13 protein-coding genes and 1 riboswitch are annotated in these 17,517 nt (G+C 51.9%); of the genes, 8 read left to right on the top strand and 5 right to left on the bottom strand.

Annotated features, from left to right (window positions below):
* Positions 1 to 45 precede the first annotated feature (45 nt).
* From FDX03_RS21535 to argE, 3 genes are all read right to left on the bottom strand, one after another.
* Positions 46 to 1,779: a phosphoethanolamine transferase CptA gene (locus tag FDX03_RS21535; protein WP_061066983.1), complete on the bottom strand. Its 1,734-nt coding sequence runs from the start codon at positions 1,777 to 1,779 to the stop codon at positions 46 to 48.
* A gap of 209 nt (positions 1,780 to 1,988) precedes the next feature.
* On the bottom strand, positions 1,989 to 4,640 hold the full coding sequence (gene ppc, locus FDX03_RS21530; protein ID WP_048213977.1) for a phosphoenolpyruvate carboxylase: 2,652 nt from the start codon (positions 4,638 to 4,640) through the stop codon (positions 1,989 to 1,991).
* A gap of 242 nt (positions 4,641 to 4,882) precedes the next feature.
* A complete protein-coding gene (argE, locus tag FDX03_RS21525) occupies positions 4,883 to 6,034 on the bottom strand; it encodes an acetylornithine deacetylase (protein ID WP_101741944.1) in 1,152 nt (383 codons plus the stop codon).
* Between the two features lie 155 nt (positions 6,035 to 6,189).
* Here argE and argC point away from each other — a divergent pair, with 155 nt between their 5' ends.
* The 4 genes from argC to oxyR all read left to right on the top strand — a co-directional run bounded on the left by argC (position 6,190) and on the right by oxyR (position 10,663).
* A complete protein-coding gene (gene argC / locus FDX03_RS21520) occupies positions 6,190 to 7,194 on the top strand; it encodes an N-acetyl-gamma-glutamyl-phosphate reductase (protein WP_048213975.1) in 1,005 nt (334 codons plus the stop codon).
* Positions 7,195 to 7,201: 7 nt separating this feature from the next.
* Complete coding sequence (argB, locus tag FDX03_RS21515) at positions 7,202 to 7,978, top strand: acetylglutamate kinase (protein ID WP_137346563.1); 777 nt, start codon at positions 7,202 to 7,204, stop codon at positions 7,976 to 7,978.
* 108 nt (positions 7,979 to 8,086) lie between these two features.
* A complete protein-coding gene (argH, locus tag FDX03_RS21510) occupies positions 8,087 to 9,460 on the top strand; it encodes an argininosuccinate lyase (RefSeq protein ID WP_048213973.1) in 1,374 nt (457 codons plus the stop codon).
* Between the two features lie 285 nt (positions 9,461 to 9,745).
* Complete coding sequence (gene oxyR / locus FDX03_RS21500; protein WP_003028858.1) at positions 9,746 to 10,663, top strand: DNA-binding transcriptional regulator OxyR; 918 nt, start codon at positions 9,746 to 9,748, stop codon at positions 10,661 to 10,663.
* Here the strand turns inward: oxyR and sthA are convergent.
* Entirely contained in the window at positions 10,646 to 12,046 is a 1,401-nt protein-coding gene (gene sthA / locus FDX03_RS21495) for a Si-specific NAD(P)(+) transhydrogenase (protein WP_040233022.1), read from the bottom strand. The two genes, oxyR and sthA, sit on opposite strands and share 18 nt — an antisense overlap.
* Positions 12,047 to 12,237: 191 nt before the next feature.
* Here sthA and fabR point away from each other — a divergent pair, with 191 nt between their 5' ends.
* Together fabR and FDX03_RS21485 are read left to right on the top strand one after the other, a co-directional pair.
* Positions 12,238 to 12,873, top strand: a complete 636-nt coding sequence (gene fabR, locus FDX03_RS21490) for an HTH-type transcriptional repressor FabR (RefSeq protein WP_003028862.1) — start codon at positions 12,238 to 12,240, stop codon at positions 12,871 to 12,873.
* Between the two features lie 15 nt (positions 12,874 to 12,888).
* The gene (locus tag FDX03_RS21485) at positions 12,889 to 13,248 is read left to right on the top strand and encodes a YijD family membrane protein (RefSeq protein ID WP_003825114.1); all 360 of its coding nucleotides are present in this window, start codon (positions 12,889 to 12,891) and stop codon (positions 13,246 to 13,248) included.
* A gap of 82 nt (positions 13,249 to 13,330) precedes the next feature.
* On the opposite strand, the gene trmA is transcribed toward FDX03_RS21485, so the two are convergent.
* On the bottom strand, positions 13,331 to 14,431 hold the full coding sequence (gene trmA / locus FDX03_RS21480) for a tRNA (uridine(54)-C5)-methyltransferase TrmA (RefSeq protein WP_137346561.1): 1,101 nt from the start codon (positions 14,429 to 14,431) through the stop codon (positions 13,331 to 13,333).
* Positions 14,432 to 14,546: 115 nt separating this feature from the next.
* A riboswitch (cobalamin riboswitch) is annotated at positions 14,547 to 14,744 on the top strand.
* Between the two features lie 63 nt (positions 14,745 to 14,807).
* Here trmA and btuB point away from each other — a divergent pair.
* Positions 14,808 to 16,646, top strand: coding sequence for a TonB-dependent vitamin B12 receptor BtuB (gene btuB / locus FDX03_RS21475; protein ID WP_061066986.1), 1,839 nt, complete (start codon positions 14,808 to 14,810; stop codon positions 16,644 to 16,646).
* Entirely contained in the window at positions 16,591 to 17,442 is an 852-nt protein-coding gene (gene murI / locus FDX03_RS21470) for a glutamate racemase (RefSeq protein WP_137346560.1), read from the top strand. The genes btuB and murI overlap by 56 nt, the downstream gene beginning before the upstream one ends.
* The last annotated feature ends 75 nt before the right edge of the window (positions 17,443 to 17,517 follow it).

The raw sequence follows: 17,517 nt of genomic DNA, 5'->3' as shown, positions 1-17,517 counted from the left end.
TCATCATAAAAAAAGGCCACTCTTAAAGAGTGGCCTGAGAGGGCATTACTGATTCCCGATTTGATCACCGTAAGGCAGGGAGTCGTAATCAATCAGGGCGTTTTTCTTGTACGGATTACCAATCCAGCGGGTCGTCTCTTTGAACTCCGGGCTGGTAATAGAACGGGTTGGATCGAAACCGTCATACGTAAAGCCGGCCAAATCTGACCAGGTATGGATAAGTTCAGAGCTGCTGTACTTGCGATTAACGTCCTGTGAGAAGTCGCGCGGGTGCGCAGCCTGCCATTTTTCAGACGTCCACAGCAGGAACGGTACCGTATACATATGGCGCGTTGGGCTATCTTCGTTACGGCCCTGCGTTTTATGTGGCGGCGTGTCATACACTTCTTCACCATGGTCAGAGAAGTAGAGCAGGAAGCCGTTTGGATCAGTTGCTTTGTAGTCTTTGATCAGGCTGGCAATGATATGGTCGTTATAGACGTTGGCATTGTCATAATCGTTATATGACTCCAGTTCATCACTGCTCAGACCTGCAGGTACGTTCTCGGTATTACCGTCAAACTTGCCCTGGCCTTCCGGATAGCGGAATTTGTATTTAATGTGCGTACCCAGCAAGTGGACGATGATGAACTTTTTCGGAGCCGGGTCGGCCATGACTTCTTTAAACGGCGCCAGTACGTTGCTGTCATATTCACGCGCACTTTGGGTACGCTGCTGGTTCATATAGAACTGCTTGTCTGTCTGCCGGGAAAATACGGTCAGCATGGTGTTACGGGCGGTCATTGTTTGCTGGTTGGTGATCCAGAAGGTTTTATAACCCGCCTGTTTCATCATATTCATCAACGACGGCTGCGTCAGATATAAATCCGGGTTCTTCTCGTTCGCGAAGGTCAGCGCCTGTTGCAGGATTTCAATCGTGTACGGACGTGAGGTCACGACATTATTGAAAACGGTGAAGTTTGGATCGGATTTATGCAGCGCATCCAGTTCCGGCGTGGTTTCACGTGGGTAGCCGTACAGGCTCATGCGGCCACGTTGAGTTGACTCGCCAATCACCAGCACCAGCGTACGCGGAGCATCACCAGAATTGTCTTTAAAGTTAGCCAGTGGTGGCAGTGCGTTGTTCTCATTCAGCAGGCTATTTAATGCGGTCAATTGTTGACGGTATTGATAATAACCAGAGATGAACTGCCATGGCGCGGCAGGCTCCATGCGCGATGCAAGGCCGCCCAGCGTTTTCTCAAAAGGCTTATGCTTGATAAACGTATTGACGGTCATTGGGTGCAGAATTAAACCGTACAACAGCGCAAATGACACCAGATAACGCCATGGCGAAGGAATATGAACCGGGCGTAAACGCGTCCACAGCAGGATTGCGGTTGCTGTGTAGGCCAGTGCGATAAGTACGATCTTGAGACTGAAATATTGGCTCAGATATTCGCGGGCTTCGTTGGCGTTGGTTTCAAACATGACGAACAGAACGCTTTGTGAGAATTCTTGTCCGTAAATAACATAATAACTCAGCGCGGCCAATGAAGCAGCCCAGAGTGCCACACCAATAACGGCAGCGATAATGCGAATACGGTTCGGGAATAAGAATACCGGAATCAACCACAATGAGCTGAACAGTATTGAGTCGCGTAATCCGTTAGTTCCGCTATAGCCAGTAAAATAAATAATGGCCTGGAGTAAGGTAGAGAAGAACCAAAAATAGAGGAGTGCCCAACCCAGGGCTTTCCAGCTAAATTTGGGTTTAGACTGGAGTTGTAAGGATTGCATAGTGTGAGCCTGTCTTTAATCGTAGCGCCAACGTTAGCGGCTAAACATTAAGAGGATCTGAAGCAATGCGAGTCGAAAATCGCGTTCTGCTAACAAATATCCATTGGATGTATAAAATGCAGACAGGAATATATTAAAAATGAGATGGTTATGACAGCAGTATTTTATATCACCCTCGCGCAATAGCACGAGGGTGACAGGCATAAAAATTAGCCGGTGTTACGCATACCGGCAGCAACGCCAGCAATTGTCACCATTAGCGCCTGTTCGACGCGTGGGTCTGGTGCATGACCTTGCTCTTCTGCCTGGCGCGAACGATATAATAACTCGGCCTGTAAGACGTTCAGCGGGTCAGTATAAATATTCCTTAACTGAATAGACTCGGCAATCCACGGTAGATCGGCCATCAAATGTGAGTCATTGGCGATTGCCAACACCACATTGATATCGGCTTCCAGACGCTGACGCAGTTCTTCACCCAATGGCCAAAGCTCTTTTTTGACCAGGCGTTGATCGTAGTACTCCGCCAGCCACAGGTCAGCTTTTGAGAACACCATCTCCAGCATGCCAAGACGCGTGGAGAAGAATGGCCAGTCACGGCACATTGCTTCAAGCTCGCTTTGCTTACCGTCTTCAACCACTTTTTGCAGTGCCGTACCCGCACCCAGCCAGGCCGGAAGCATCAGGCGGTTCTGCGTCCAGGCGAAGATCCACGGAATAGCACGCAGAGACTCTACGCCACCGGTCGGGCGACGTTTTGCCGGACGTGAGCCGAGTGGTAACTTGCCCAGTTCCTGCTCTGGTGTTGCGGAACGGAAGTAAGGAACGAAGTCTTTGTTTTCACGAACATATCCACGATAGAGATCGCAGGAGATATCTGAAAGCTCATCCATGATATGACGCCAGTTATCTTTTGGCTCCGGCGGCGGTAACAGGTTAGCCTCCAGAATTGCGGCAGTGTACAGCGACAGGCTGCTGATGGTGACTTCCGGCAGGCCGTACTTAAAGCGGATCATCTCACCTTGTTCTGTCACGCGCAGGCCGCCTTTCAGGCTGCCTGGCGGTTGAGAGAGCAGTGCCGCATGGGCAGGCGCGCCGCCGCGACCAATGGAGCCGCCGCGACCGTGGAACAGCGTCAGTTCGATACCGGCTTTTTCGCAGGTTTTGATCAGCGCGTCCTGTGCCTGGTATTGCGCCCAGGAGGCCGCCATCACGCCCGCATCTTTTGCGGAGTCAGAGTAGCCAATCATGACCATCTGTTTGCCCTGAATAAAGCCGCGATACCAGTCGATATTCAGTAGCTGGCTCATGACATCATCGGCGTTGTTCAGGTCGTCCAGCGTCTCAAACAGCGGGGCAACAGGCATAGCAAAACCAATGCCGGATTCTTTCAGCAGTAAATGCACGGCCAGTACGTCAGACGGTGTTTTCGCCATTGAGATAACATAGGCAGCAATGGAGCCATAAGGCGCTTCGGCAATCACCCGGCAGGTATCGAGCACTTCACGGGTATCGTTGCTCGGTTCCCAGTGACGCGGCAGCAGCGGACGCTTGGAATTCAGCTCGCGGATCAGGAACGCTTGTTTATCCGCTTCTGACCAGTTTTCGTAGTCGCCAATTCCCAGATAGCGGGTCAGTTCGCCCAGTGCTTCGGTATGACGAGTGCTTTCCTGACGAATATCAATGCGTACCAGCGGTACGCCAAAACATTTCACGCGCCTAAGGGTGTCGAGCAACTCGCCATTGGCGATGATGCCCATACCACAGGCCTGTAGAGACTGGTAACACGCGTATAGCGGCTCCCAAAGCTGTTCGTTTTGGGTTAGCAGGCCAACAGGTTTTGGCAGTTTTTCGCCTTTCAGACGCGCTTCCAGCCAGGCCTGAGTTGCCATCAGACGTGAACGCAGCATTTTCATCAGATAGCGATAAGGTTCTGCCGCACCTTCTTCACCGACCAGCGCCATCAGTTCCGGAGTGGCTTCAACCATCGACAGTTCAGAAATCAAAAACTGGATGTCTTTCAGGAACAAGTCAGTGGCTTTCCAACGGCTAAGCAGCAACACATGGCGGGTGATATCTGCGGTGACATTCGGGTTACCATCACGGTCGCCGCCCATCCAGGAGGTAAAACGTACCGGAACAAAATCGACAGGTAGCTTATAGCCCAGATGTTCTTCCAGCTGTTCATTTAGCTCGCGCAGGTAGTTGGGTACGCCTTCCCACAGGCTGTTTTCAACCACTGCGAAGCCCCATTTGGCTTCATCAACCGGGCTTGGTCGTAGTTTACGGATTTCATCCGTATGCCAGGACTGAGCAATCAACTGACGCAAACGACGCATCAGCTGGTGGCGCTCGTAATCGACGATGTCTTTATTATCAAGCTGTTTGAGGCATGCGTTTACTTCACCCATTTTATGAATCAAGGTGCGGCGGGTGATTTCGGTTGGGTGCGCGGTCAACACCAGCTCCAGAGACAGCGATTCCACGGCTTTCTTGATGGTGGTTTCATCGAGGTTGGGCTGGTCTTTCAATTTACGCAGGGTGCGAGCAATCACTTCCGGGTTGCTGGCAGCTTCGCCTTTTGGCGAAATACTATGGTACTGCTCGGCGGTATTGGCCAGATTCAGGAACTGGCTAAATGCGCGGGCAACGGGCAGCAGCTCGTCGTTAGACAGATTTTGCAGTGTGGTGAGCAGTTCCTGGCGATTAACTTCATTGCCAGCGCGGGATGACTTGGACAACTTACGGATTGTTTCTACGCGGTCGAGAATGTTCTCCCCCAGCGCGTCCTTGATGGTCTCTCCCAGCACTTTGCCGAGCATACTGACATTACTACGCAACGCGGAATATTGTTCGTTCATATTTACCCAGACACCCCATCTTGAAATTATTAGCCCTGTATTTTTCGGGCTTAACTTTTTAGCCGTCTTTTATAAAGCCACGTAAAACTCGTGGCGTCAATTGCTGCGAAATCGGTTCAGCAAACGAAAAAATGGCGGCAATTTACGTTATTTAATTCACATCGAACCAAATAAGCGTTGCTTATGGAAATGTTAAGAAATCGCCCCAATTACCCCTAAAGGGTTATCAGGGCAACAAGCCGCTAATGCCAGCAGAAATGGTGCACAACCTGGGTGATTAATTCGCGGGTTGGCTTAATAAAGCGTGTTTCCAGATATTCATCCGGCTGATGTGCCTGATTAATAGAACCGGGACCCAATACCAGCGTCGGACACAGCGTCTGGATAAAGGGCGCTTCGGTGCAGTAGTTCACTACTTCAGTCTGTGCGCCCAGCAGTTTCTCAACCACCTCGACCAGCTGATGGTCCGGCGGACACTCATAGCCAGGAATGGGCGGATGCAGTTCCGATACCGTCAGGCGACCCGGCCAACGTTCGCTGACAGGGGCCAGTGCTTCGTTAAGTAACCCATTGAGATCGTTTAGCGTCATACCCGGTAGCGGGCGAATATCCATATGCAGTTCGCAGCAGGCGCAGATACGGTTAGCAGCATCGCCGCCATGAATATGGCCCAGATTTAACGTGGGGTACGGCACGGTAAAGGCGTCATGGTGATAGCGTTCTTTCAGGTCATCGCGCAGCTTCATGATATGGCCGATGGCATCATGCATCAGTTCAATCGCATTCACGCCGCGTGCCGGATCGCTTGAGTGACCCGACTGACCCAAAATTCGAATTGCGTTGGAGATATGGCCTTTGTGCGCGCGAACGGGCTGCAGAGATGTCGGTTCGCCAATGATTGCACAGTCCGGGCGGAGCGAGGTCGTTTCAGAAAAGTAACGTGCGCCGGCCATACTGGTTTCTTCATCAGCGGTAGCCAGAATGTAGAGTGGTTTTTTCAGTTTCGTTACATCCACACCGCGCAGTGCATCGAGAATAAAGGCGAAAAAGCCTTTCATATCCGCCGTACCCAGACCGTAAAGCTTATTGTCGTGTTCGGTGAGGGTGAAGGGATCGCGTGTCCAACGGCCATCGTCAAAAGGTACGGTATCGGTATGGCCTGCCAACAACAGGCCGCCAGCACCGTGCCCGACACTCGCCAGCATGTTGAATTTATTGCGCGTACCAGGAACAGGCTGAACTTCAACATTGAAGCCTAAATCTTTAAACCAGTTCGCCAGCAGAGTGATTAAACCTGCATTGCTTTGATCGAGCGCTTCTTCGGTTGCGCTAATCGACGGTGTGGCAATCAGAGCGCGGTAAATCTCGATAAATGGCGGTAAATTGTTTTTCATTGTTGACACACCTCGGGTCATGATAGTATCAATATTCATGCAGTATTTGTGAATAAAAATACAATAACGTTGAGCGTAATAAAACCCACCAAGTGTAAGGTGAGGTGATAAAGGCTTATACCTGGCAACCGAATCTAAGAAGGTGAACAGCTCCGATGTTGAATACGCTGATTGTGGGCGCGAGTGGCTACGCTGGCGCAGAGCTTGTGACCTATGTAAATCGCCATCCTGATATGACCATAACCGCTTTGACCGTCTCAGCGCAAAGCAATGATGCAGGAAAATTAATCTCCGATTTACATCCGCAGCTAAAAGGCATTGTCGATTTGCCGTTACAGCCAATGTCCGATATCAGCGAGTTTAGCGCAGGGGTGGACGTTGTGTTTCTCGCGACGGCTCATGAGGTCAGTCATGATCTGGCACCGCAGTTTCTGCGTGCCGGGTGTGTGGTGTTTGACCTCTCAGGCGCGTTCCGCGTAAACGACGGCGCATTTTATGAGAAATACTATGGCTTTACCCATCAGCATCCTGAACTGCTGGAACAGGCAGTATACGGTCTGGCTGAGTGGAGCGCAGACAGACTGAAAGACGCGAATTTGATTGCTGTGCCGGGTTGTTACCCGACGGCAGCACAATTGTCGCTGAAACCACTGATTGATGCCGGGCTGTTGGATCTCCGTCAGTGGCCGGTGATTAACGCCACCAGTGGGGTGAGCGGTGCGGGCCGTAAGGCCGCTATTTCGAACAGCTTTTGTGAAGTGAGCCTGCAACCATATGGCGTGTTTACTCACCGCCATCAGCCGGAAATCGCGACTCACCTGGGTACGGAGGTGATCTTCACTCCACATCTGGGCAATTTCCCACGTGGGATCCTGGAAACCATTACCTGCCGTCTGAATGCGGGTGTAACTCAGGCTCAGGTAGCGCAGACGCTGCAACAGGCATATAGCGATAAACCGCTGGTGCGTCTGTATGACAAAGGGGTTCCGGCGCTGAAGAATGTGGTTGGCTTACCGTTCTGTGATATCGGATTTGCAGTGCAGGGCGAACATCTGATTGTGGTAGCGACTGAAGATAACTTATTGAAGGGCGCGGCGGCACAGGCCATGCAGTGCGCAAATATCCGTTTCGGCTTTGCTGAGACGCAGTCTCTTATTTAAGGGTGCAATGATGAATCCATTAATTATCAAGCTGGGCGGCGTTTTACTGGATAGCGAAGAGGCGCTGGAGCGTCTGTTTACCGAGCTGGTAAATTATCGCGAGTCGCATCAGCGTCCGCTGGTCATTGTGCACGGTGGTGGCTGTGTCGTCGACGAGCTGATGAAACAACTCAATCTGCCGGTGAAAAAGAAAAATGGTCTGCGTGTTACGCCAGGCGATCAAATCGACATCATCACAGGGGCACTGGCGGGAACGGCGAATAAAACCTTGCTGGCCTGGGCGAAGAAACATCAAATTGCCTCTGTGGGTCTGTATCTTGGCGATGGCGACAGTGTAAAAGTGACGCCACTCGATAAAGAGTTGGGTCACGTTGGACTGGCGCAGCCGGGTTCGCCTAAGCTGATTAACACGCTGCTGGAAGGGGGTTTTCTGCCAGTAGTGAGTTCCATTGGCGTTACTGAGGATGGGCTGTTGATGAACGTTAATGCCGATCAGGCGGCGACGGCGCTGGCGGCAACGCTGGGTGCGGATCTGATCCTGCTTTCTGATGTGAGCGGTATTCTGGATGGCAAAGGCCAGCGTATTGCCGAAATGACCGCGACGAAAGCGGAACAGCTGATTGAGCAGGGTATTATTACCGATGGCATGATCGTGAAGGTCAATGCGGCGCTGGATGCTGCGCGTACGCTGGGCCGCCCGGTAGATATCGCTTCCTGGCGTCATGCTGAGCAACTCCCGGCGTTGTTTAACGGCACGCCGATTGGTACGCGTATTCTGGCTTAACTATTAATGTGCCGGATGGCGGCTTCGCCTTATCCGGCCTGGATGGGTTTTGTAGGCCCGGTAAGCGCAGAGCCACCGGGCAAAAATATCATATTAAGGAAATTCGTTATGGCACTTTGGGGTGGGCGTTTTACACAGGCAGCAGATCAGCGGTTCAAACAGTTCAACGACTCGTTGCGTTTTGACTACCGCCTGGCAGAGCAGGATATTGTCGGCTCTGTGGCCTGGTCCAAAGCGCTGGTAACCGTCGGCGTACTGACTGCTGATGAACAACTGCAGCTGGAAGAAGCGTTGAATAATCTGCTGGAAGAGGTTCGCGCGAATCCGCAGCAGATCCTGCAAAGCGATGCGGAAGATATTCACAGCTGGGTGGAAGGCAAGCTGATTGATAAAGTCGGGCAGTTAGGTAAAAAACTGCACACCGGGCGTAGCCGTAATGACCAGGTGGCAACTGATCTTAAACTGTGGTGCAAAGACACGGTCATGGAACTGCTGTCTGCTAATCGTCAGTTGCAAAGCGCGTTGGTCGACACCGCGCAAGATAATCAGGACGCGGTTATGCCGGGTTACACACACTTGCAACGTGCACAGCCGGTGACGTTTGCTCACTGGTGTCTGGCTTATGTCGAAATGCTGGCACGTGACGAGAGCCGTCTGCAGGACGCGCTTAAGCGTCTGGACGTTAGTCCGTTAGGCTGCGGCGCGCTGGCGGGTACGGCGTATGAAATCGATCGCGAGCAGCTGGCGGGTTGGTTGGGCTTTGCCTCGGCTACGCGCAACAGTCTGGACAGCGTTTCTGACCGTGACCATGTACTGGAGTTGCTCTCTGATGCCTCTATCGGCATGGTGCATCTGTCGCGTTTTGCTGAAGATCTGATTTTCTTTAACACCGGTGAAGCGGGCTTTGTCGAGCTGTCCGATCGTGTGACCTCAGGTTCATCTCTGATGCCGCAGAAGAAAAACCCGGATGCATTAGAGCTGATCCGTGGCAAATGCGGTCGCGTGCAGGGTGCGTTGACCGGCATGATGATGACACTGAAAGGTCTGCCGCTGGCGTACAACAAAGATATGCAGGAAGACAAAGAAGGGCTGTTCGACGCGCTCGACACCTGGCTGGACTGTCTGCATATGGCCGCGCTGGTGCTGGATGGCATCCAGGTGAAACGTCCGCGTTGTCAGGAAGCGGCGCAGCAGGGTTATGCCAACGCCACTGAATTGGCGGATTATCTGGTTGCCAAAGGTGTTCCGTTCAGAGAAGCACACCATATCGTAGGTGAGACGGTGGTTGAGGCGATTCGTCAGGGCAAACCGCTGGAAGCGCTGTCGCTTGCTGACTTGCAAAAGTTCAGCAGCGTCATTGGCGATGATGTCTATCCGATACTCTCGTTGCAATCGTGCCTGGACAAGCGTGCGGCGAAAGGCGGCGTGTCACCCCAGCAGGTTGCGCAGGCGATCGACGATGCAAAGGCGCGTCTCGCATAACCTTTGTTGTTGTAGGCCTGACAAGCGTAGCGTCATCAGGCAAAAAGTTATCAGAGCCTGGCATTAAGCCGGGCTTTTTTATGCAAAAAAAATGCGGACCAGAGGTCCGCAAAAGTTCACGTTGGCTTTAGTTATTTCGAGTATGAGAACGGACAGGCGCTTCAAGGGTTAAAGGGTACCGTTCCGTTTCTGTGGTGCATTATTAAACAGAAAGCTTGATAGGGATAATCGTTCGTTGCTATGCTACCTATCGCCATGAACTATCGTGGCGATGGAGGATGAATAATGAATATTCGTGATCTTGAATACCTGGTGGCGCTAGCCGAGCATCGTCACTTCCGGCGAGCGGCGGACTCCTGCCACGTCAGCCAGCCAACGCTTAGCGGGCAAATCCGCAAACTGGAAGATGAGCTTGGCGTTATGCTGCTGGAGCGTACGAGTCGTAAAGTGCTGTTCACTCAGGCAGGTTTACTGCTGGTGGATCAGGCGCGTACCGTGCTGCGCGAGGTCAAAGTGCTCAAGGAAATGGCAAGCCAACAAGGCGAGACAATGTCAGGCCCGCTGCACATTGGTTTGATCCCAACGGTGGGGCCATACCTGTTGCCGCATATTATCCCTATGTTGCACCAGACCTTCCCGAAACTGGAAATGTACCTGCATGAAGCGCAGACACATCAGCTGCTGGCACAACTGGATAGCGGTAAGCTCGACTGCGTCATTCTGGCGCTGGTGAAAGAGAGTGAGGCGTTCATCGAAGTACCGCTATTTGATGAGCCTATGCTGCTGGCGATCTATGAAGATCACCCATGGGCAAACCGTGACTGTGTGCCGATGTCAGATTTAGCAGGTGAAAAACTGCTGATGCTGGAAGATGGCCACTGCCTGCGCGATCAGGCAATGGGCTTCTGCTTTGAAGCGGGTGCTGATGAAGATACCCATTTTCGGGCAACCAGTCTGGAAACGCTGCGTAACATGGTGGCGGCAGGAAGCGGGATTACCTTACTGCCTGCGCTGGCTGTTCCGCCGGAGCGTAAGCGTGATGGTGTCGTTTATCTGCCATGCATTAAACCCGAACCGCGTCGTACGATTGGTCTGGTGTACCGTCCTGGTTCGCCGCTGCGCAGCCGTTATGAACAGCTGGCAGAGGCCATCCGGGGATCAATGGATGGCCATTTCGACAGTGCGTTAAAACAGGCGGTTTAAGCCATTTAGCGCCGCTACCCGATAGGCTTCTGCCATGGTTGGGTAGTTAAAGGTGGTGTTAACGAAGTACTCGATGGTGTTACCACCACCTTTTTGCTCCATGATCGCCTGACCGATATGAATAATTTCGGCTGCGCGTTCCCCAAAGCAGTGGATCCCCAAAATCTCTTTGGTCTCGCGATGGAACAGGATCTTCAGCGTTCCGACACTCATACCGACGATTTGCGCCCGCGCCAGATGTTTAAACTGGGCGCGACCGACTTCGTATGGGACTTTCATTGCCGTTAGCTGCTGTTCGGTTTTACCGACGGAGCTGATTTCCGGAATGGTATAAATCCCGGTCGGGATATCTTCAATCAGATGCGCGGTGGCTTCGCCTTTGACCAGTGCCTGGGCGGCAATGCGTCCCTGGTCGTAGGCCGCCGATGCCAGGCTCGGATAACCGATCACATCGCCAACGGCATAGACGTGCGGCAGCGCGGTCTGATACATGCTATTTACTTTTAGCTGCCCGCGACTGTCGGTTTTCAGACCAATATTTTCCAGTGCCAGCGAATCGGTATTACCGGTGCGACCATTGGCGTACAGCAGGCAGTCTGCCTTCAGTTTCTTACCGGATTTCAGGTGCATGATGACGCCGTCATCACAGCCTTCAATCCGCTCATACTCTTCATTGTGGCGAATGACCACACCGCTGTTCCAGAAGTGGTAAGAGAGCGAGTCGGACATCTCTTGATCGAGGAACGCCAGCAGACGATCGCGGGTGTTAATTAAATCAACTTTTACGTCCATTCCACGGAAGATCGACGCATATTCACAGCCAATCACGCCTGCGCCATAAATCAGAACATGGCGAGGTTCGTGATGCAGGCTGAGGATAGAATCACTGTCGTAAACGCGTGGGTGCGAAAAATCGACGTCAGTTGGGTGATAAGGGCGTGAGCCACAGGCAATAACAAACTTATCTGCGGTGAGTGTTTCCACTGTACCGTCGTGGCATTCCAGGGCGATCGTGTGTTCATCAACAAAACGGGCATTGCCCTGCAAAATTTCGCAGTGGTTACGCTCGTAAAATCCTTGCCGCATACGCGTTTGCTGATTAATGACGTTATCAGCGTGGTTGAGAATATCGGCGAAAGAAGAACGAAGAAGTCGGGAATGGTCGCTATAAAGTGGGTTCTGATTGAATTCGATAATTCGGCTGACTGCGTGGCGGAGCGCTTTCGACGGGATTGTGCCCCAATGGGTACAGCCTCCGCCGACGTTATGATAGCGCTCAATTACCGCGACGCGCGCTCCTTGCTTAACCAGACCCATTGCAGCGCCTTCGCCGCCGGGACCGGAACCTATTACTATTGCATCGTAATCGTAGGAATGTGACATGGTCAGGCTTACCTGTTCTTATACATAAAAGCAACAGAATAGTAACATCGTTGTCGGGATAACCCAATTATCGTTGTGCTTTTTTGCGAAGTCGAAGCACAAACTGCGCGTAAACAATCATTCACAAAGCCATGCCAACCGCCTAATCTCTGGTATAGTGCCAGCAAGGTATGTGGAAGGATTCAGACATCGTGATGGGCGTTAGAGCGCAACAAAAAGAGAAAACCCGGCGTTCGCTGGTAGAAGCCGCATTTAGTCAACTCAGCGCTGAGCGTAGTTTTGCCAGCCTCAGTTTACGCGAAGTCGCTCGTGAAGCGGGCATTGCGCCAACCTCGTTTTATCGCCATTTCCGCGATGTGGATGAACTCGGTCTGACGATGGTGGACGAGAGTGGTCTGATGCTGCGCCAGTTGATGCGCCAGGCGCGTCAGCGCATCGCTAAAGGCGGGAGTGTGATCCGCACCTCGGTCTCAACATTTATGGAGTTCATTGGCAACAATCCCAACGCCTTCCGTTTATTATTGCGCGAGCGTTCGGGGACTTCCGCAGCGTTTCGTGCAGCGGTCGCACGTGAAATTCAGCACTTCATTGCGGAACTTGCGGACTATCTGGAACTCGAAAACCATATGCCTCGTGCGTTTACTGAAGCGCAAGCCGAAGCCATGGTAACCATTGTTTTCAGCGCCGGGGCAGAAGCACTGGATGTTGGCGCTGAACAGCGTCGGCAGCTGGAAGAGCGGCTGGTATTGCAACTGCGCATGATCGCGAAAGGCGCATTTTATTGGTACCGCCGTGAACAAGAGAAGATGACGCACCACTCCGAGTAACGAGAAGGACAAGCAATGAAACAGTCAGGTCAAGATAAAGGTACGCTGCTGCTGGCGCTGGTTGCTGGCTTATCGATCAATGGCACATTTGCGGCGCTGTTTAGCTCCATTGTGCCATTCTCAGTATTCCCGATTATTTCGCTGGTGCTGACGGTTTATTGTCTGCATCAACGCTATCAGAACCGCACTATGCCTGTGGGGCTACCGGGCCTGGCTGCCGCCTGTTTTATTCTCGGCGTTCTGTTGTACAGCACCGTGGTACGTGCTGAATATCCGGATATTGGCTCTAACTTCTTCCCGGCGGTACTGTCGGTGATTCTGGTGTTCTGGATCGGCTTTAAAGTGCGTAACCGTAAACAGGAAATTGCGGAGTAACCGTTGTCGCTGTAGGCCGGATAAGGCAAAGCCGCCATCCGGCAATCTGAACCGGTAGTGCTTATCCGGCCTCCGTTCAGTCTTACTTCTTCGTTAACAGTACTCCGCACTCCATATGGTGCGTATACGGGAATTGATCGAACAGCGCCAGACGTGAAACATTGTGCGTCTGGCTTAACGTTTCCAGGTTCTTACACAGCGTCTCCGGGTTGCAGGAGATGTACAGAATCCGCGGATACGCCTGCACCATTTTTTCTGTTTCGCTGTCCAGACCGCTGCGCGGTGGGTCAACGAAAATGGTTTCACACTGGTAACTCTTCAGATCGATTCCCTGCAAACGGTTGAACTCGCGAACACCGTTCATCGCCTGAGTAAACTCTTCGGCCGCCATACGAATAATTTGTACGTTATCAATATGGTTAGCCGCAATGTTGTACTGGGCTGCAGCAACGGACGGTTTGGCGATTTCGGTGGCCAGTACGCGGTTGAAGTTTTGCGCCAGGGCTAACGAGAAGTTGCCATTACCGCAGTACAGCTCAAGCAGGTCGCCTTTTGATCCTCTGGTGACATCAATTGCCCATTCCAGCATCTGGATATTCATGGCGGCATTCGGCTGGGTAAAACTGTTCTCAACCTGGCGGTAGGTAATCTCTTTACCTGCAACCGGCAAGCGCTCGTCAATGTAGTCCTGGTCCAGCTCAATTTTGGTTTTGGTGGCCCGGCCAATCAAATGCACGTTCAGGTTTTGCGCCCGCAGCGCATCCCGCAGCGCTTCGGCTTCCTTACGCCATTCATCATCCAGCTTTTTATGGTACAGCATCGATACCACCGCCTGATCGCTCAGGGTGGTGAGGTAATCAATCTGAAACAGTTTGTGGCGCAGGACGTGGTTGTTGCGTACACCTGCAATCATTGCCGTCATCAGCGTATTGATAAGCTCGCTGGCCGCCGGAAAGCTGTCGACGCGAATACGGTTTTTCGTTTGGCTGTCGAACATGATGTGGTACAGGTCGTCCCCGTCATGCCACAGACGGAACTCGGCACGCATACGGTAATGGCTAACCGGTGAGCGGAACACTTCCGGAGCCTGTGCATAAAATGGCGTCATTAAGCTCTGCAGACGCACCACTTTCTCAGCTAACTGGGCGTCGTACTGTTCTGTCGGAAGGTGTTCGGGGGTCATGATGCGTCCTGAAAAATAAAAGTACGCGGGGATTGTAGGGATTGCTCATCAGATGTCCAGTTATTGATGATTTCCGATATTGTGATATCCGGTCTGGACACCAGGTTGTAACAAACTGTAGCATCCGTTTTCCGGTCCTGTGAGTTAAAAGGGAATCCAGTGTAAATCTGGAGCTGACGCGCAGCGGTAAGGAAAGGTGAAATGAGAGCGTAAAGCAGACACTGCCTGTGGGTGGGAAGTCCTCATTTCTTTTTATTCGGTATCCTGAATAACCTTCCAAGCCCGAAGACCTGCCGGCTAACGTCGCATCTGGTTTTCACTATCGCGTACTATCGGTGGACCTGCGGCATCCTTCTTATATTGTGGATGCTTTACAATGATTAAAAAATCGTTGCTGTTGACGGCGCTTTCCGTCGCGGCATCTTCTGGTTGGGCGCAGGATGCTAGCCCAGATACTCTCGTCGTTACTGCCAACCGTTTTCAGCAGCCCCTAAGTGCAGTACTTGCACCCATCACCGTCGTTACACGTCAGGACATCGATCGCTGGCAATCTACCTCGGTAAACGATGTACTGCGTCGTTTGCCTGGTGTTGATATCGCACAAAGCGGCGGTATGGGGCAAAACTCGTCTATTTTTATTCGCGGTACTAACTCCAGCCATGTTCTGGTGTTGATAGATGGTGTGCGTCTTAATTTAGCGGGAGTTAGCGGCTCGGCCGATCTTAGCCAGTTCCCGGTATCGCTGGTGCAACGTATTGAGTATATCCGCGGGCCGCGTTCCGCTATATATGGTTCGGATGCGATTGGCGGCGTGGTGAATATCATTACTACGCGCGAAAAACCAGGGACGGAACTGACTGCCGGCGTGGGAAGCAATGGGTATCAAAATTACGATATCGCAACCCAACAACAGCTTGGCGAAAATACGCGTGTCACGTTGATGGGCGATTATGCCTACACCAAAGGCTTCGATGTCGTGGCCTACGGTAGCACTGGCGCACAGGCTCAACCGGATAAAGACGGTTTCTTAAGCAAGACGCTGTATGGCGCACTGGAGCACAACTTCTCCGAGACATGGAGCGGGTTTGTTCGTGGTTATGGTTATGATAACCGCACAGATTATGACTCGTATTATTCTCCTGGCTCGGCGCTACTTGATACCCGACAGCTGTATAGCCAGAGCTGGGACGCTGGGTTACGTTTTAATGGCGAGCTGATTCAGTCACAACTGGTTTCGAGCTACAGCCACAGTAAAGACTACAACTATGATCCGAACTATGGCCGCTATGATTCCTCGGCCACGTTAGATGATATGAAACAGTATAATGTTCAGTGGTCAAACAGCATAGTTGTTGGCCACGGTAACATTGGTGCAGGCGTGGATTGGCAAAAGCAAACTACGGAACCAGGCACTGGGTATGTTACGGACGGTTACGACCAACGTAATACTGGCCTCTATTTGACGGGATTGCAGCAGCTTGGTGACTTCACCTTCGAAGGTGCGGCACGTAGTGATGATAACTCTGAGTTTGGTCGTCATGGTACATGGCAAACCAGTGCCGGATGGGAGTTTATCGAAGGCTATCGTTTCATTGCCTCCTATGGCACATCTTACAAAGCGCCAAATTTGGGTCAGTTGCATGGCTATTACGGCAATGCAAACCTTGATCCCGAAGAGAGTAAGCAGTGGGAAGGGGCGTTTGAAGGGATAACATCAGGGGTTAACTGGCGCGTGTCAGGGTATCGCAACGATATCGATGACATGATCGACTACAACACCCACACTCAAAAGTACTACAACGAAGGCAAAGCGCGTATTAAAGGTATCGAAGCGACTGCAAACTTCGACACCGGGCCGTTGGCGCATACGCTTAGCTACGACTACGTAGATTCGCGTAATGCGATTACCAACGAGCCACTGGCTCGTCGTTCTAAACAGCAGGTGAAATACCAGCTCGACTGGCAGGTCTATGATTTTGATTGGGGCCTGACATATCAATATCTGGGGACGCGATACGATACGGACTACGTTACTTATCAACCGGTAAAAATGGGCGGTGTGAGTTTGTGGGATTTGGCAGTGTCATATCCGATCACCTCACAGCTGACAGTTCGTGGTAAAATCGCCAACCTGTTCGATAAAGATTACGAGACAGTTTATGGCTACCCAACTGCAGGACGGGAATACACCTTGTCTGGCAGCTACACCTTCTGATTCACGTCCCACCGTGCTGGTGTTTGATTCCGGCGTCGGTGGGTTGTCGGTCTACAATGAGATCCGGAATCTCCTGCCGGATCTCCACTATATATATGCTTTCGATAACGTCGCCTTTCCTTATGGTGAGAAAAGCGAAGAGTTTATCGTTGAGCGTGTTGTTGAGATTGTGACTGCAGTTCAGCAACGATATCCCCTCGCACTTGCGGTTATCGCATGCAATACCGCCAGCACGGTGTCACTCCCGGCATTACGTGAAAAGTTCGCTTTTCCGGTTGTCGGTGTGGTGCCTGCGATTAAACCCGCGGCGCGGCTCACGGCGAATGGTATTGTAGGGCTACTGGCGACGCGCGCGACGGTGAAACGCTCGTACACACACGAATTGATTGCGCGCTTTGCTAACGAGTGTCATATAGCGATGTTGGGATCCGCTGAGTTGGTGGAGCTGGCAGAAGCGAAGCTGCACGGCGAAACAGTTTCTCTGGAAGAGCTGCGCCGTATTCTGAGACCGTGGCTGCGGATGTCGGAACCTCCTGATACGGTGGTCCTTGGATGCACCCATTTCCCTCTATTACAGGAAGAGCTTTTACAGGTCCTGCCCGAGGGGACGAGGCTGGTGGATTCTGGTGCTGCGATTGCGCGTCGAACGGCCTGGTTATTAGAACACGAAGCGCCAGATGCAAAATCGGCCGATGAGAATGTGGCATTTTGCATGGCAATGACAACAGAGGCTGAACAATTATTGCCAGTGTTGCAGCGCTATGGCTTCAAAACGCTCGAAAAACTGGCAATTTAGTCTGTTTTGGTGAAAAAATACGCACTCGGAGAATTATTTTAAATTTCCCCTTGTCAGCCTGAAATAACTCCCTAT

It is taken from the genome of Citrobacter sp. wls827 (assembly GCF_005280875.1).
Lineage (GTDB): Bacteria > Pseudomonadota > Gammaproteobacteria > Enterobacterales > Enterobacteriaceae > Citrobacter > Citrobacter youngae.
Note: the sequence above shows the minus strand (reverse complement) of the source record. Positions and strands in the feature narration are given on the sequence as shown.